Raw genomic sequence first — 16,479 nt, 5'->3', positions numbered from 1 at the left:
GAGCCCGGTGCTATCTTCCGCGCGCCATGGCTCAGCCCCTCTTCTCCACGGTCTCCACCGAACTCGACTTCCCCGCCGACGAGCGCCGCATCCTTTCCTTCTGGAAGGAGCGCCGCATCTTCGAGCGCACGCTCGAGGGTCGCGAGAGCGCCCCCAGCTTCGTCTTCTACGAGGGGCCGCCCACGGCCAACGGCCTGCCCCACAACGGACATGTCCTCACCCGCGTCATCAAGGACCTGTTCCCCCGCTACCAGACGATGCGCGGCCACTACGTCCCCCGCAAGGCCGGCTGGGACACCCACGGCCTGCCCGTGGAGGTGGAAGTCGAAAAGGAACTCCGCATCCACGGCAAGGCGGAAATCGAGCGCTACGGCGTAGAGCCCTTCACCGAGCGCTGCATCGAGTCCGTCTTCCGCTACACCACCGAGTGGGAGCGCCTCACCGAGCGCATCGGCTTCTGGGTCGACCTGAAGACGGCCTACGTCACCTACCACCGCAGCTTCGTGGAGAGCGTGTGGTGGGCGCTCGCCGAGCTGTTCCGCAAGGGCCTGCTCTATCAGGGCCACAAGGTGGTGTGGTGGTGGCCGCAGGGCGGCACCGCGCTGAGCGCCGCCGAGGTGGGCCTCGGCTACAAGACGGTGGACGACCCCAGCGTCTACGTCGCCTTCCCGCTGCGCGACGCACCGGACACCGCGCTCCTCATCTGGACCACCACCCCCTGGACGCTGCCGTCCAACATGTACGCGGCCGTCAACCCGTCCGTGGACTACGTCACCGTGGACGCGGGAGACCGCAAGCTCATCCTCGCCGCCGCGCTGCGCGAGGAATTGGCGAAGAAGCTCAAGAAGGACCTGCCCGTGCTGGCCACGCAGAAAGGCAGCGCACTGGTGGGCCGGCGCTACACCCCACCCTTCGACCTCTACTTCAAGCGCGCCGGGGACGTGGAGCTGCCGCTCAAGGACGGCGGCAAGGACGCTCAAGCATGGCGCGTGGTGGGCGCGGACTACGTCACGCTCGACAGCGGCACGGGCATCGTCCACACCGCGCCGGCCTTCGGTGAAGACGACTACGAGACGTTCCGCAAGGACAGGCCGCGCTTCGCCAACCCGGACGCGCTGGAGATCTTCTGCGCGGTGAAGCCGGACGGCACCTTCATCGACGAGCTCCCCCTGGTCGCCGGCCGCTTCGTGAAGGACGCGGACAAGGACATCCAGCGCAACCTCAAGGAGCGCGGGCTGCTGCTGCTCGCCGACCAGTACAAGCACGAGTACCCCTTCTGCTGGCGCGCGGACAACGACCCGCTCATCCAGTACGCACGGCCCGCCTGGTACATCCGCACCACCTCGGTGAAGGACCAGGCCATCGCCAACAACCGCGCCGTCAACTGGGTGCCCGAGCACATCAAGGAAGGCCGCTTCGGCGACTTCCTCGCCAACAACGTGGACTGGGCCCTCTCGCGCGAGCGCTACTGGGGCACGGCGCTGCCCCTGTGGGTGCACTCGGTGACGGGCGAGGTGGAGGCCATCCCCTCGCTCCAGGCCCTGCGCGAGAAGCCGGGCAGCAACCTGGCCGAGGTGGAGGCGGAGCTGCGCGCCTTCCTCGCCGGCAAGCCACACGAATCCAACGCCGAGCACCTCATCGTCCACAAGCCGTGGATCGACAAGGTGACGTACCAGAAGCCCGGTAGCTCGGGGCGCTTCGCACGCGTGCCCGAGGTCGTCGACGTGTGGTTCGACTCGGGCTGCATGCCCTTCGCGCAGTGGGGTTTCCCGCATGCGCCGGGCTCGCGCGAGGTCTTCAACCGCACCTTCCCCGCGGACTTCATCTCCGAGGCCATCGACCAGACGCGCGGCTGGTTCTACTCGCTGCTGATGGTGAGCACGCTCGTCTTCGACGAGGAGACGCAGCAGCGCATGGGCCTCACGCCCCCGCGCGGCTGGCCGCACCCGTACAAGAACTGCATCGTGCTCGGCCATGTCTCGGACAAGGACGGCAAGAAGGAGTCCAAGTCCAAGGGCAACTACACCCCGCCGGAGATCATCCTCGACGAGGTGCGCATGGACTTCGCGGTGCTGACCGCCGCGGAGGCCGGCATGCCCGGCGAGGCTGGCGTGGCGCTCATCGCCCGCGAGGACCTGGAGGGGCTGGACCTGCTGGAGGGCGCGAAGGTGCAGCTCTTCCGTCCGGACCGGGCGGACACCGTCGTCACCGTCACGCTGAAGGTGCACAAGAAGCTCAAGCGCCGGGTGGCGCTGCTCGCCCCCGCTGAATTGCAGGCGCTCGGCGTGGCGCCTTCCAAGCGCGGAGCGGACGTCATGCCGGTGGAGGTCCCCCGGCTGGCGCCGTCCGAGCGCGTGGTGCTGAGAGACCCGACCACCCGCGCACCCGGCGCGGACGCGTTCCGCTGGTTCTTCTTCGCGGCGAGCCCGTCGTGGTCCAACACGCGCCACTCGCTGGCCAACGTGCGGCTCCTGCAGAAGGACTTCCAGGTCAAGCTGCGCAACGTCTACTCGTTCTTCACCATCTACGCGAACATCGACGGCTTCAACCCGGCGGCGGGCAACACGGACGCCACCGAGGCGCCGTGGCTGGCCGTGCGCAAGAGCCAGGGCTGGCGCGAGGTGAAGGAGCGCTCGGTGCTGGACCGGTGGATTCTCTCGGAGGTGCAGTTCACCCTCCGCGAGGTCTCCAAGGCCCTGGACACCTACCAGGTCTACGACGCCGCCCAGCGGCTGGTGGCGCTGGTGGACGCGCTCTCCAACTGGTACGTGCGCCGCGGCCGCCCGCGCTATTGGGCGCCCGGCTTCGAGCAGGACAAGCAGGACGCGTACTTCACGCTGTACGAGGCGCTCACCACCATCGCCGCGCTGTCCGCGCCCTTCATCCCCTTCTTCGCGGACGAGCTGTGGGGCAACCTGGTGCGCAAGCCGTGGCCGAAGTCACAGCCGGAGAGCGTGCACCTCGCGCGCTTCCCGGAGGTGGACGCGAGCCTGATGGACGAGGGGCTGGCGGCGGAGATGGGCGCGGTGCGCGAGTTGGTGTCGCTGGGCCTGAAGGTGCGCACGGACAACAAGCTGAAGGTGCGCCAGCCGCTGTCGCGCGCGGACGTCATCCTCGCGCGCAAGGAATTGACGGAGCGCGTGGCGGTGTACCGGGAGCTCATCGCGGACGAGCTGAACGTGCACGAGGTGCGCTTCCTGGAGCCGGGCAGCAAGGAGGCGGACGTGGTGCGCTTCCGCGTGCGCCCCAATCTGCGCGCGGTGGGCGGCCGGCTCGGGCCCAAGCTGGCGCCGGTGCGCAAGGCATTCGACACGGGGGATGGGAGCGCGCTGCACGGCGAACTGCTGCGCACGGGCCGGGTGGCGATGAACGTGGCCGGCGAGGACATGGTCTTCCCGGCGGAGGAGCTGGAGACGCTGGTGGAGGCCACGCCGGGTTACGCGGCGGCGGGTGCGGGCGTGGGCGTGGTGGTGCTGGCCACCGAGCTGACGGAGACCCTGGTGGACGAGGGACTCGTGCGCGAGCTGCTGGCGAGGGTGCAGGGGGCTCGCAAGGACATGGAGCTCGGCTACTCGGACCGCATCCGGCTGTGGGTGGACGGCGACGCCCGGGTGAAGCGGGTGACGGACGAGGCCCGCGAGCTCATCTCCCGCGAGACGCTGGCCTCTGAAATCCACGTCGGCCCCGAGGGCCTCACGGGCAAGGAGGAGGAAGTCAGCCTCAACGGCCTGCCCGCGCGCATCCGCGTCGAGCGGGGCTGAACGAAGTCGTCGCGCCGCGAGCCACGTGCTCGCGGCGCCGACGGCGAGACAATCCCTCTCAGCCCTCATCCCCCAGCGCGCGCAGCTCGAGCCCGAAGGCAGCCTCGGCCAGCCGGGCCACGATGCGCGCCGTCTCCACGCCCTCGCCCTTGCGGTTGACCACCACGATGACCGCGTCGCCGCGGCCGGGCAGCCACGTGAAGAGGCTGGAGAATCCGTCCGCCGCGCCGTTCTTGCTGACGACGAGCGCGCCGTTGCGCCCACCCGTGCGACTCGATTTCCAGCCGAGCACCATGCCGGTGCCATTCTTCTTCCCCCCCGGGTAGGGCGTGAGCAGCTCTTCGCGCGTGGCCGCGTCGAGCGCGACGTTGCGCTCGAGGGCCGCGTGCAGCCGCACCAGGTCATCCAGTGTCGTGGAGAGGAACCCGGAGGGCACGCCGTAGGGGCCCTGGGGCACGGGGAGCATCTCCCGCCAGGGGCCCTTCTTCCGCTCGTGGCCGGTGGCGAGGTTGCGAGAGGTGGCCGGGTAGCCCGTGTCGACCATGCCCACGGGGCGCCAGACGTCCTCGCGCATGAAGGCGACGAAGGGCCGGCCGCTGACCGACTCGACCAGCCTGCCGACCACCGCATAGTTGAAGTTGGTGTAGGCGGTGCGCGTGCCCGGGGCGAAGTCGAGCGGCGTGCCTGCGTAGCCCGCGAGCGCCTCCTCCCAGGTGGCCGGCTGGCCGACCTTGTCTCCGATGCCGCTCGCGTGCGCCAGGAACTGGCGCACCGTGATGGCGCGCCAGGCTTTGGGAAGCTCGGGCAGGTAGCGCGCGGCCGGCACGTCCAGGGCGAGCTGTCCGCGCTGCACGAGCGTCAGCGCGCCCACCGCGGCCAGCGCCTTTGAGAGTGAGCCGATGTGGAAGACGGTGGCGGAGTCCGGCCGCTCGCCGCCGCCCCGGCGCTTCTCGCCGTACCCCTTCTTCACGACGACGCTCCCGCCACGCACCACCGCGACGATGGCCCCGGGCAGTTCCTGCAACTGCATCTCCTCGGCGAGGATGGCGTCCACGCGCCGCTCGAGCGCGCGGTCAATCGCCACGGTGGGCTCAGCGCGCAGTGCGGCGCGCCCGGGCGCACTGGCGGCGTCCCTCCGGGCGGGCGCCGGGGCGGCGTGCGGGTGCAGCGGGACGAAGACCAGCGAGGCCACCAGCAGGGCGGGGACGCGCACGAGGCAGGGCTCCGGTGAGAAAGGAGCGGCGAGCCTAGTGCACCCGAAGGCCCTGACGAGAGCGGCTGCAGAAGCCGGCGGCCGGTGCGGTACAACCGGATTGCATCAGTGAATCACCCGGAGCTGGTTGACCACGCGGTCCACACCCCAGACGTACCAGGCGTCCATCTCGGCCATGTGCCGCTGCTCCGGACTGGGCACCGCGCCGGTCAACGTGACGATGCTGTACCGCGTGGCCACCTGGATGTTCCCCGCGTTCACGCAGGGGTCCTTCTCCAGGGCGATTCGCACCGCCTCGGCCACCTCACCGTCATTGTCCTCCTCGCGTGGCTCCACGCCGAGGCCGTTCACCACGTCCCGCGCACCGGGAATCCACCACACGAGCACCTCCGCCAGCCGCTTGGCCCCCAGTCCGCCCACATCACCGTCGAGCGTCACCACCCCGTCCTCGACCCGAACCTCGATGGAGCCACCCCGAGAGCCCGGCGGCGCGGCGCGCAGCTCGCGCACCTGCGAGCCGTCCCGACTGCGCAGGCCAATGTGCCGGAGCGCTGACTCCCCGAGCAGTGCATCACAGGCATGCTGGAGCACCTCCCCATCCGTCATCGGCCGGGCCGGTCGCACGCGGAGCTTGTCGATGATGCGGTCCACGCCCGGCACGGCGGCCGCCCGCTCGAGGGCCAGCTTCTTCGCGGCCACGTCCTCGACCTCGCCCTCCATGAGGAGGTCTCCCCACTCGATTCCGAGACGGATGGGGTGACGCCGCAAGTCGATGCGCGGCTCGCCGCTCAGCGCATCGTGAACCGTTCGGGTGAGCTCTTCGGGCGTGGCCACTCTCCACCTCCTGGGTGTCGGCGGGCCCACCGTCCGCGGGCCCTCGCGCCAAAGTTAGCGATGACCTCCGGAGGAGGATGACGCGCCGACGGGCGAGCAGGGGCCGCGCCCTGAATTCCGAACTTTTCTGACGCATCGCGAGAAACTTTTCTTTGGAGCCTCAGAGAATAGGGGCGCTCTCTCATTTTCCAGGGAAAGGACCAGCCCCCCATGGTCGCCATTGCCCGAGCCTCCTCCGCCACCGCGCTCCGCCAGACGGCGGCCCTCGCCGCTCCGCCCACGCTCCGTGAGGGCTCGAAGGGCGCCTCCGTGGTGACGCTGCAGAACAAGCTGAAGGCCGCGGGCTTCAATCCCGGCGCAGCGGACGGCGCGTTCGGTCCGAAGACGGAGGCCGCGGTGAAGGCCTTCCAGCGGGCCAAGGGCCTGACGGCCGACGGCGTCGTGGGCCCGAAGACGTGGGCGGCGCTCAACAAGCCGCCCGCGTCCTCCGGGGGCTCCGGCCCCACGCTGCGCGAGGGCGCGAAGGGCGAGCCGGTGCGCGCGCTGCAGAAGCGCCTCAATACGCTGGGCTTCAATGCGGGTACGGCCGACGGCTCCTTCGGTCCCAAGACGGAGGCCGCGGTGAAGGCCTTCCAGCGAGCCAAGGGCCTGACGGCCGACGGCGTCGTGGGCCCGAAGACGTGGGACAAGCTGGGCATCAAGGTGTCGGGCCCCGTGACGCAGGGCCCTGGCGGTGGCGGCAAGGTCGTCACGGGCTATGTGAATGGCACGCCCCGGAACATCACCGTCGCCTCCGTTCCCAACGGGAAGGTGATGCGCTCGGATGCGGCGGCCGCGTACAACCGCATGTATGCGGATGCGAGGGCAGCGGGCATCACCCTGAAGGTGAACAGCGGCTTCCGCACCATGGCGGAGCAACAGGCGCTCTACCGCGCGTACCAGAACGGCACGGGCAACCTCGCGGCGAAGCCTGGCTACTCCAACCACCAGGGTGGCATCGCGGTGGACATCAACGTGGGCGGCACCGGCACCTCCACGTACCGCTGGCTGGCGGCGAACGCGAGCAAGTACGGCTTCGCGCGCACCGTGCCTTCCGAGCCGTGGCACTGGGAGTTCCGCCGCTGAAGCGACGCATCCCGTCAGGGGCGGGCCTGCCCCCGCCGACGCGGATTTAACTCGGTTTAATTCAACCGGAGCCGGGGCCGGTGCGACACATGGATAGGAAGTTTCCATCCTAGAGGTCGCACGAGATGATCCACCTTCCCCGCTTCCAGCCGTCGCTCCAGCCCCTCCGCCAGGAGCCCACGCCGGCCCCGGCCCCGCCGCCGCCCCCGAAGCCGGTGGAGGTGCCTCGGAAGAACGTGAGCACGTTCGAAGGCGCGAAGCCCGCGCCCAGCAACCTGCACACGGAGACACTGGGAGACGGCCGCGCCAACTGCCTGGAGAAGGCGGTGGGCCTGGCCCAACCCTGGGACTCCATCATCCTCATGAACGATTCGAAGGATGGCGTCGGCCACGCGCTCGTGCGCAAGCCGGACGGCTCCGTGGTGGACCCCAACCACCCGGAGGTGCGGTACGAGACGCTGGGCCAGTGGCAGGCGCTGCATCCGCGCTACGGCCAGCCCGTGTCGGTGCCGGCCGGCCAGATGAAGCAGGTGCTCTCCATGCCTCCAGGGGAGAAGCGGGAGGCGCTCATCCAGCAGCTGGGCCTGTCCGGCGTGGCGAACCGGCAGGTGGCGGATGAGGAGCGCTGGGTCTCCCCGACGGAAGGCGTCAAGATTCGCAGCGGGCCGGGCACGGACACCGCGCGAATCGGGGGGCAGACCGCGACGGACAAGATGAAGGTGCTCGGCCAGAACGAGGACGGCACCTGGCTGAATGTGGAGCTCCAGGACGGCACCGTGGGCTGGGTGTCCGCGGCCTACGTCAGGGACACCACCGCTCCCGAGCCCCCTCCTCCGCCGCGCTTCCCCGACTGGCTCGTGAAGGGCACCCGGCCGCCCGACATGGACATTCCCATCTGGAACGCGCTGCCTCCGGAGAATCGGGCGCAGCTCATCCAGGCGGAGCGGGAGAAGGCGATGGCCGCGGCCTTGCCGCCGCCGGACTTCGACGTCAACGGCCCACCGCCACCCTCCATCGATGCCCAGACGTGGCACCACATACCGCCCGAGGACCGACAGGCCATCTTCCAGGAACAGTGGCAGGCGGCCGTCCGCGAGCAGACGAATCTGGTCTTCAACGGCGTCCCCGAGGGCGGCGTGCGCGTGGAGCATCCCTTCCTTGGCGTGGACAGCGAGCTCGGCCGGGGACAGGCAGGCCAGTGGAGCCGGTACGCCGTGCAGGAGGGCGCCGCCGCGCAGTACCTCAACCTGCAGGAGGTCTTCGGCAAGGGCTGGCCCACGACGCACTACAACCTGTGCGGTCCGCTCGCGGTGGGGGCCTCGCTGGGCCTGACGCCGCAGCAGGCGCTGCGACTCTTCAAGGACTCCGATGGCGCCAACAGCGAGGGGGCGCTCAAGAGCGGCACGACGACGGCGAACGACCAGTTGGAGAAGATGTACGGGGCCGCGGGCTGGACGTCGGAGTACAAGACGAACGACATCCTGAAGCCCTGGGACATGGCGAAGCTCCTCAGCGACGGCAAGCAGCTCATCGCGCTGGTGAACATCGACACCAGGGGCGCTGGCGGCATGCTGCGTGACTTCGATGACAGCACGAAGCAGGTGTCGCACTGGGTGAACGTGCGCGCGGTGGAGCAGGCCGGCAACGGCGAGTGGATGGTGCGCGTCTACAACCCCTTCGAGAACAGCGAAGAGGTCTACTCCTATGCCGAGTTCCAGGAGTCGTGGAGCAAGACCTTCGGGGGCTACGACGACGAGGGCAATACCCTGTACAACCGGCCCTACGGCCTGCTCGTCGCCACGCCGCCGGCGGAGTGACGGGCACCGCGCCGCATCTCTTCAACGAAAGCGTTGGTAGCTGTTCAGAGCGTCTTGGCGAAGAACGACCTCGCTCATCTTCAGTCCAGTGCCTTGTCGGCGAGGAACTTCGAGAGGAGGTCGGCAATCTGCACGTTGTTGGTGTCGGAGAACGGGAAGTGGGTGTTCCCCCGGATGCCGAGCTCGGGCAGGTGGACGAGGGTGACACTGCCGCCGTGCCGGTTCACCGCGTCGCGCCACAGGCGCGCCATCGCGAGCCGCACGCGCCAGTTGTCCTGGCCGGGGATGGGCGACGGCTCCTCCGGGATGTTGTCCCCGAAGTAGAGGGCGATGGGAATCCGGGTCAGCGCGAGGAAGCGCTCCATCGGGACGCCCGTGGCCTCGAGCGAGCCGGTGAGGCTGGGCATGGGCGCTGGCACCTCGCCCTCCGGGAAGACGAAGCCGCTGCCCGGCTCGTACGAGACGACCGCCCGCACCTTCGGGTTGCGCATCGCAACAAGCCAGCCGGGGCCGCCACCCTGCGAGTGCGTGACGAGGACGCCGGGGCCGATGCGGTCGAAGAGCGCGGAAACGGCGCTTGCGTTCACCTCCGCATCGAAGGGCCCGGTGTTGGGCGTCATCGCGCGAAAGTACTGCTCGAGCGCCGCCGGCTCCCGCGGGAACTGCACACCGGGGAAGTAGTCCGGCCATACGCCGATGCGGAACATGCCGAACCAGGTCTGGTCGTCCGGCGTGGCCGGGACTGTCGTCGGCGCGGTGCTACGACCCGCCTTGCCGCGCCGTGGCTGGTCCACCAGGTAGACCGGAAAGCGGCGCCGCAGGAAGAGCGTCTGGAAGCCCTCTCGGCCGTCCGCCGTCGTCTCCCACGTCTTCGAGGACTGACCGGCGCCGTGCCAGAACACGAGCGGCAGCGGGCGGGCATCGGCCGGCACCTGGTAGAAGACGTACGCGTGGTCTCCGTGCAGCGTCGCGCCCTCGGCCGAGGGCCGACGCGGGTCGAAGGTCCCCGGGGCCGTCACGACGGTGCCGCCCACGGCGAAGCTTCCTTGTTCCTTCAGGGTGAGCCCTGACGACGACGCCGACGCGCCGGCCGAAGGGGTCGAGGCGCACGATGTCGCGAGCGCACTCAGGGCGAGGACGAGGGGGATGCGCTTCTTGAGGTTCATGGCTTCAGCCCTTCTTGCCGTCGAAGACTTCCTTCGCGACGCCGAGCGCCGTCACCGCGCTCGGCCAGCCCGCGTAGAAAGCCAGGTGGGTGATGGTCTCGATGAGCTCCTCGCGCGTGACGCCGTTCGTGCGCGCGAGGGCGAAATGGCTCCGGAGCTGGTCCGGGCGGTTCATCGCGATGAGGGCGCTGACCGTCACCAGACTGCGGTCCCGCCTGGCGAGCCCCGGCCGCTTCCAGATGTCGCCGAAGAGCACGCCGTCCGTGAGCTCCACCATCTTCGGAGAGATGTCGCCAAACAACTGCTGCGCCCGGGAGGGTTGGCTGGCGGCGCCGGCCGGGGCCGGGGTGGCGGCGGCCGTGCCCGGCGCGCCGTACTCGGCATCGGTCACCTTCTCCATCCAGTCGACGGACCTGCCCTCGAGGTGCTCCGACACGGCGACGTGGGTCATCCGGCTGTCGGGCGCGGCGCCGTGCCAGTGCTTCTGCCCGGGAGGAATCCAGACGACATCTCCCTGGCGAATCTCTTCGACAGGGTCGCCCCAGCGCTGCACCCGGCCCACGCCCTCGGTCACGTAGAGGATCTGTCCCAGCGGATGGGTGTGCCAGGCGGACCGGGCCCCCGGCTCGAAGGTGACGGCAGCGCCCGAGGCGCGCGCCGGGGCCTTCGCCTGGAAGAGCGGGTCCACGCGCACGGCCCCGGTGAAGTTCTCTGCGGGCCCCTCGCGCGAGGGCTGCGAGCCGGCACGGGCAATCTGGAGCGACTGTGCACCGTCGCCCGGAGGCGCCTGCACAACCGGGCAGCACTCGCCTTGTTCGTGTGGGCACAGGCCGCGGTCAGGAGGAGCGGGAGAAGCGCTGCGGTGAAGGTCGGTCGATTCATGGGTCGTCCTCGGGATGTGCCATGGGCGCTACCTTCTCGGGGGCGCCTCGACGCCCGAGAAGACCTGCACCTGCGCTGGGAGCCGGGCGCCGCGGACAACCACGGCGGAGACGTCACGGTTCAGCTCGCTGAGCTCCGCCGACGTGAAGCGCACGTCCGCCGCGCCAATGTTGTCGAGCATGTGCGCCATCTGCGTCGTCCCGGGGATGGGGACAATCCAGGGCTTCTGCGCCATGAGCCAGGCCAGGGCGACCTGGGCGGGCGTGGCGCGCTTGCGCTCGGCCTGGCGCTTCACCACGTCGACGAGGGCCAGGTTGTGCGGCAGGTTCTCCGGAGAGAAGCGGGACTCGACGCCGCGGATGTCCCCGGGCGCGAAGCGCGTGTTCGCGTCGATGGCCCCCGTGAGGAACCCCACGCCCAGTGGGCTCCACGGCACGAAGCCGATGCCCAGTTCCTCGCAGAGCGGGAGCACCTCCGCCTCGGGGCCGCGCCACAGCATCGAGTACTCGTTCTGCACGGCGCTCACGGGTAGCGCGGCGTGCGCGCGCCGAAGCGTGCCTGGCCCCATCTCTGACAGGCCCCAGTGCAGGACCTTCCCCTGGGCCATCAGCTCCTGGATTGCCCCGGCGACGTCCTCGATGGGGACGGACGGGTCGACCCGGTGCTGGTAGAGCAGGTCGATGCGGTCGGTGCGCAGGCGCCTGAGCATGCCCTCCACCACCAACTGGATGTGCTCGGGGCGGCTGTTGAGGCCAGGGCGCCGCGCGCCCGTCTCCGGGTCGATGTTCCAGCCGAACTTGGTGGCAATGACGACCTTGTCCCTGAAGGGTGCGACGCCCTCGCCCAGGATGCGCTCGACCTCGTGCGGGCCGTAGGCCTCGGCCGCGTCGAAGAAGGTGACGCCCCGGTCGAAGGCCGTCCGGATGATGTTGTGCATCTCGGGCCGGTGCGGGAGCGTCGTCTGGTACGTGCGGCTCATGTTCTGCACGCCCAGGCCGACGCTGGAGACCTCCAGCGTGCCGAGCCGGCGCCGGCCGAGCGCCGAGGGCGCAGCGGGCCCGCGCGACGTTACCGCCGCCGCCCCAGAGGCTTGGGAGGCCGCGCAACCCAGCAGGGGCACCGCCCCCAACGCGCCTGCCGACAGCAGGAAGGAACGACGGCCCAGCTTGTTCTTACGGTCCTGTGCCATGAGCAACGGCCTCCTCACCGCGGGGGGAAGTCATATTGGCGTTCGGGTCCATGACTCGGTCCTCAGGCCTCGGGGATGGCACGGCCGTAGTTGGCGAGGGTGATGCTGTCCGGGTCCGGGCCCCCGCGGGCGCCGGTCTCGAGCGCGTCGATGGCGGCCAGCTGCTCGCGCGTGAGCGCGAAGCCGAAGACGTCGAAGTTCTCGGCGATGCGAGCGGGCTTGACGGACTTGGGAATCGCCGAGCGGCCCTGCTGCAGGTGCCAGCGCAGCATCACCTGGGCGGCCGACTTGCCGTGCTCGCGCCCGATGGCGAGCAGCGTCGGGTCGTTGAAGGAGGTCCGCTCCTTGCCCCCGAAGTAGGCGGTGATGCCCCCGATGGGTGACCACGCCTGGGTGAGAATCCCGTGCTTCGCGTGCAGGCGCTGCAGCTCCGCCTGCTGGAAGTAGGGGTGCACCTCAATCTGGTTCACGGCGGGAACGACCTTCGCCACGCCCAGCAGGCGCTCGAGGTGCCCGGGCATGAAGTTGCTCACACCGATGGCACGCACCCGGCCGTGTGCGAGCAGCGTCTCGAGCGCGCGGTACGCGTCGAGGGTGAGCTGGAAATCCGACGACAGCGGCTGGTGCAGGAGGAGCAGGTCGAGCCGTTCGACGCCGAGCTTGCGGGCGCTCTTGTCGAAGGCGTGCAGGGTGGCGTCGTAGCCGTAGTCGCTAATCCAGACTTTGGTCTCGATGAAGACGTCGTCGCGGGCGAGGCCGGAGCGGCGGAGGCCCTCGCCCACCTCGCGCTCGTTGCCGTACGCGGCGGCGGTGTCGATGAGGCGGTAGCCAGTCTGGATGGCCGCCTCAACGGCCGCCGCGGTCTCGGCCGGCGGGCTCTGGAAGACGCCCAGGCCGAGGGCCGGCATCTGCACGCCGTTGTTGAGGGTAAGGGAGGGGTTCTTGGTGCTCATGGTCCAGCCTTCTCAGCGCGTCCGTGCGCGCGGCGCTTGGCGGGCGCCACTCCGCGGGCCCCGCACCCGACGCGAAGAGAAGTAGCGCCGCCTGGTGCGCGCCACTAGACGGCCAATAGGCGAAGGGCCTTGAAGCTGCGGTTTAAGATGGTCCCTGCTAAGACCGCGGAATGGCGGCGCCTGAGGCGCCATGCTCCGGTGAAGCCTTCGTTCGTGCGCTTGAGAGGACGCTCTCGGTGAAGACCCACCTCCTGCCGCACCTGCAGACGTTCCTCGTCGTGGCCCGACGGCAGAGCTTCAGCGCCGCGGCACGCGAGCTGGGCATCTCGCCGGCAGCGGTGAGCCAGTCCGTGCGGCACCTCGAGGAGCAGCTGCGCGTGACGCTCTTCACCCGCACGACCCGGAGTATGGCGCTCACGGAGGCGGGACGTCGGCTGCTCGAGGGCGCGGGCCCTGGCCTCGGGCAAGCGCTCACCTCCCTGCAGGAGGTGTCGGCGGGTCCGGGTGAGGTGGTGGGCCGGCTGAAGCTGACCGTGCCCGAGATTGCGGTCCCCTTTGTCATCGCGCCGGTGCTGCCCGCCTTCCGCGCGCGTCACCCGCGGGTGGAAGTGGAGGTCGTCGCGGAGAACCGCTTCGTGGACATCGTCGCGGAGGGCTACGACGCAGGCGTGCGCCTGCACGAGGCCATCGAGCGCGACATGGTGCAGGTGCGCCTCACGGAGGCGTTCCGCTTCGTGGTGGTGGCCGCCCCCGCCTACCTCGAGAAGCACGGCACGCCCCGGAAGCCCGAGGACCTGCTGCGCCACGAGTGCTTCACCATCCGCATCCCCTCGAGCGGGACGCTCTACGCCTGGGAGTTCGAGCGCGGGAAGCGCAACTGGCGGGTGCCGGTGCGCGGCGGCATCGTCACCAACAACCGCCAGCTGATGCAGACCCTGGTGGAGCAGGGCCAGGGGCTTGCGTATGCCTTCGAGCCGGCCGTGGAGGGGGCGCTGCGCGACGGGCGGCTCGTGCGGGTGCTCGAGGAGTACGCCCCCAGCGTTCCCGGCTTCTTTCTCTACTTCCCCAGCCGCGCGCAGCGCTCGGGACCCTTGCGCCTCTTCATCGATGTGGCCAAGGAGCTTGCAGTCAGGGCGGGTAGCGCCCGTGCCCTGACGCGGACCTGATGTGGGCGTCCATGGGGCAGTCCTGTCTTGTCCGGCGTCTCAGCCGAGGATCCATTCCACGACGAAGTCCGGGCCACCCTGCTCTGCCCTGGCCCAGGCCAGGACTTCGGGACGCTCATCGCCTGACCACAATCCCAGCAACTCGCCCACCAACCACTGTGACAGCGAACGGGCCGCCCGCTGCACACCGTCACGTGGGACGCCGGACAGTGAGCGGTGTGACTCCGTCAAGCCACGCGCCAGCCGTGCCGGCACCACCCAGCATTCCGCCCGGGGAAACGGAGGCGTCAGGAACAGGCAGAACGCCGCATCGGTTCGCAGCAACAGCGCGTCCAGGTGTTCGCGCCCGAGCCGGAACGCCGGCAGCCACTGCCCTTCCCCTCGCTGCTCCAGCTTCACCACCTGCACGAAGGCCACCCGCTCCGTGCGGATGAAGCCGTCCACGTTCACCTTGAGAATGAAGGCCACTTCCACGCCTGGAGGGCGCGGCACGGATGACGGCGTCGCCTCCCGCGCAACTCGGGCCCCTACGACCTCCAACTCCGGCGCTACCACTTCCTCATCCGGTGCCGTCCGCATCCGCCGCACCGTAAATCCCAGCTCCATCGGAGCCGGTTGGCCTTGCGCCAGCATCGCGGACAGGTCGGCCTTCACGCGTTCCAACGTGCCGCGCAGTCCCTCCAGCAGGTCCGCGACCAGGTCCGCCGTGTCCTCACGGAACCGCTCCGGGTAGCGCGCGGCGAACTCCGCCTCCACCCGCGCCACGGCCCCGAACAACAGCTCCTCCAAATCCCTGTCGCGCAGCCACGTCCGCCCGCCCAGCGGCACGGCGCGCGTCACATGCAGATGCCGCAGCGCCTCCGTCAGCGTCGTCGGCCCAGCGACTCCCGAGGGCTCCACGGAAGGCGCCGCCCCACCCTTCCCGCTTCCCTGCAACCAGGCCTGCAGCGTGCGCACGCGGAACCGCACGCGGGCCGACGGATGCTCCTTCAGCTTCCGCACCAGTCGCTGGTCCGTCGCCGTCCGCACCAGCGCCAGCACCGTGAGCTCCGCCTCGGACGACGCCGCATCCGGCGCGCACCACAGGAAGAACTCGATGGCCGCCTTGCGCAGCACGGGCTTGCGTCCCATGCGCGCGGACACCTCCTGCCGCCACGCCGCCAGCTCGTCCATGCCGGGCCGCACACCGCCCGCGACGAACCGGGGCCACAGCTCCGCGCACTCCTCCGCGAGCCAGCACAGGTGCTCGAACTCCGGGGACCACGGCTTCAGCTTCACGCGCACCCGGCTCCGCCGCTCGAAGGCATCCGGGAGTCCCCGGCGCACCGCCGCGCGGAACAACCGTTCTTCCAACCACAGCAGTGCCAGCACCAGGCCGGGCTCACCCTTGCGCAGCGTGGCGTGGCAGTGGTCGAGCACGAAGCGCACGGGCTCCAGGTTCGCCGTGGACTCGAAGTCCCCGCCCACCAGCGCGCCGAGGGCTCCGCGCAGCCCGTCCACCGGCGGCGCATCGAAGCGCGCCAGCAACTCGCAGAGGTTCTCCACCACCTCTGGCGGGCCGCCGACCTCCAGCGTCCGAGTCAGCAGCAGCCCCGCGCGCGCGCACCAGTCCGGCTCCTTGCGCCCGCTCGGGTAGCACGCCAGGAAGCCGCTCATCCCGCTGCGGCCCTCGGGTGACGTGGCCAGGGTGAAGAGGCGCTCGGCCAATACCTCCGAGGCCTCACGCCACGGAATGCGCGCGGCCCGCGTGCGGATGAACTCCGCCAGTCGCGTCCGTCCCTCTTCGGGTGTCGTCGGCAGCAGTGCCCGCAGTTGCTCCAGCAGGCCAATCGACTTCGCCCCCGCCCCGAGCACCTGCTTGAGGTCCACCTCCACCGAGTGCTCGAAGCGCAGCGCGCGCCCGTCGAACGTGCACGACGTATCGCCGACCAGCGACAGCAGCGACTCCGGATGCCGCTTCAGGTAGCGCGTGAGCACGGTGGAGACGACGGCATCCGTCTCCTTCCGCACCCGCGAGGCGCCTTCCGAATCCCCTGCCTCCTGCAACGCTCCGAGCACCGACTCCTGCCGCCACCGCAGCCGCTGCAGCAACCCGGACGGTGGAGCCTCGTACGGCCACAGCAGCTCACCGCACGAAGACAGCAGGAACAACAACTCCGCCGGAGTCCGCTCACCGGCGTCCAACCGTGCCCACGCCGCGGAGCCGGCCAGGGTGCGCTCCTCCAGCGAGGCGCCACGCACCCACTGCGCGAAGGACTCACGCCACTGCGCGGACGCGGACAGGGCCTCCGAGGCCGGCGTCCCCGTCACCCCTTCGTAGAGCGGCCGGAGCGACTCCGGCCAGCCTGTCTCAGCGGACGGAAGCAGCATGGC

11 protein-coding genes are annotated in these 16,479 nt (G+C 70.1%); 4 read left to right on the top strand and 7 right to left on the bottom strand.

From position 1 onward, the window contains the following. The first annotated feature begins 26 nt into the window (after nucleotides 1-26). Nucleotides 27-3,761: an isoleucine--tRNA ligase gene (gene ileS, locus OV427_RS41335; RefSeq protein WP_267861724.1), complete on the top strand. Its 3,735-nt coding sequence runs from the start codon at nucleotides 27-29 to the stop codon at nucleotides 3,759-3,761. Between the two features lie 58 nt (nucleotides 3,762-3,819). Here the strand turns inward: ileS and OV427_RS41330 are convergent, their stop codons facing one another. Both OV427_RS41330 and OV427_RS41325 read right to left on the bottom strand, forming a co-directional pair. Then, nucleotides 3,820-4,974: a serine hydrolase domain-containing protein gene (locus tag OV427_RS41330; protein ID WP_267861723.1), complete on the bottom strand. Its 1,155-nt coding sequence runs from the start codon at nucleotides 4,972-4,974 to the stop codon at nucleotides 3,820-3,822. Between the two features lie 105 nt (nucleotides 4,975-5,079). Continuing rightward, a complete protein-coding gene (locus OV427_RS41325) occupies nucleotides 5,080-5,808 on the bottom strand; it encodes a BON domain-containing protein (protein WP_267861722.1) in 729 nt (242 codons plus the stop codon). A gap of 210 nt (nucleotides 5,809-6,018) precedes the next feature. On the opposite strand from OV427_RS41325, the gene OV427_RS50650 reads away from it, so the two are divergent. Together OV427_RS50650 and OV427_RS41305 are read left to right on the top strand one after the other, a co-directional pair. Next, a complete protein-coding gene (locus OV427_RS50650) occupies nucleotides 6,019-6,933 on the top strand; it encodes a peptidoglycan-binding protein (RefSeq protein ID WP_324290027.1) in 915 nt (304 codons plus the stop codon). Between the two features lie 125 nt (nucleotides 6,934-7,058). Further along, nucleotides 7,059-8,750, top strand: coding sequence for an SH3 domain-containing protein (locus tag OV427_RS41305; RefSeq protein WP_267861721.1), 1,692 nt, complete (start codon nucleotides 7,059-7,061; stop codon nucleotides 8,748-8,750). A gap of 80 nt (nucleotides 8,751-8,830) precedes the next feature. Here the strand turns inward: OV427_RS41305 and OV427_RS41300 are convergent, their stop codons facing one another. From OV427_RS41300 to OV427_RS41285, 4 genes are all read right to left on the bottom strand, one after another. After that, nucleotides 8,831-9,916, bottom strand: a complete 1,086-nt coding sequence (locus OV427_RS41300; protein ID WP_267861720.1) for an alpha/beta hydrolase — start codon at nucleotides 9,914-9,916, stop codon at nucleotides 8,831-8,833. A 4-nt stretch (nucleotides 9,917-9,920) separates the two neighbouring features. Beyond that, nucleotides 9,921-10,709 carry a cupin domain-containing carboxymuconolactone decarboxylase family protein gene (locus tag OV427_RS41295; RefSeq protein ID WP_267861719.1) on the bottom strand — a complete coding sequence of 263 codons (789 nt, stop codon included), beginning with the start codon at nucleotides 10,707-10,709 and terminating at the stop codon, nucleotides 9,921-9,923. Between the two features lie 117 nt (nucleotides 10,710-10,826). Further along, nucleotides 10,827-11,987, bottom strand: a complete 1,161-nt coding sequence (locus OV427_RS41290) for an aldo/keto reductase (RefSeq protein WP_267861718.1) — start codon at nucleotides 11,985-11,987, stop codon at nucleotides 10,827-10,829. A 62-nt stretch (nucleotides 11,988-12,049) separates the two neighbouring features. Further along, complete coding sequence (locus OV427_RS41285; RefSeq protein WP_267861717.1) at nucleotides 12,050-12,940, bottom strand: aldo/keto reductase; 891 nt, start codon at nucleotides 12,938-12,940, stop codon at nucleotides 12,050-12,052. A gap of 236 nt (nucleotides 12,941-13,176) precedes the next feature. On the opposite strand from OV427_RS41285, the gene OV427_RS41280 reads away from it, so the two are divergent. Further along, entirely contained in the window at nucleotides 13,177-14,106 is a 930-nt protein-coding gene (locus tag OV427_RS41280; protein WP_267861716.1) for a LysR family transcriptional regulator, read from the top strand. 39 nt (nucleotides 14,107-14,145) lie between these two features. Here OV427_RS41280 and OV427_RS41275 read toward each other — a convergent pair whose 3' ends face one another. Then, nucleotides 14,146-16,476 carry a hypothetical protein gene (locus OV427_RS41275; RefSeq protein ID WP_420718326.1) on the bottom strand — a complete coding sequence of 777 codons (2,331 nt, stop codon included), beginning with the start codon at nucleotides 16,474-16,476 and terminating at the stop codon, nucleotides 14,146-14,148. Between the last annotated feature and the right edge of the window lie 3 nt (nucleotides 16,477-16,479).

Origin of the sequence: Pyxidicoccus sp. MSG2 (assembly GCF_026626705.1) — a bacterium.
Classification (GTDB): domain Bacteria; phylum Myxococcota; class Myxococcia; order Myxococcales; family Myxococcaceae; genus Myxococcus.
Note: the sequence above shows the minus strand (reverse complement) of the source record. Positions and strands in the feature narration are given on the sequence as shown.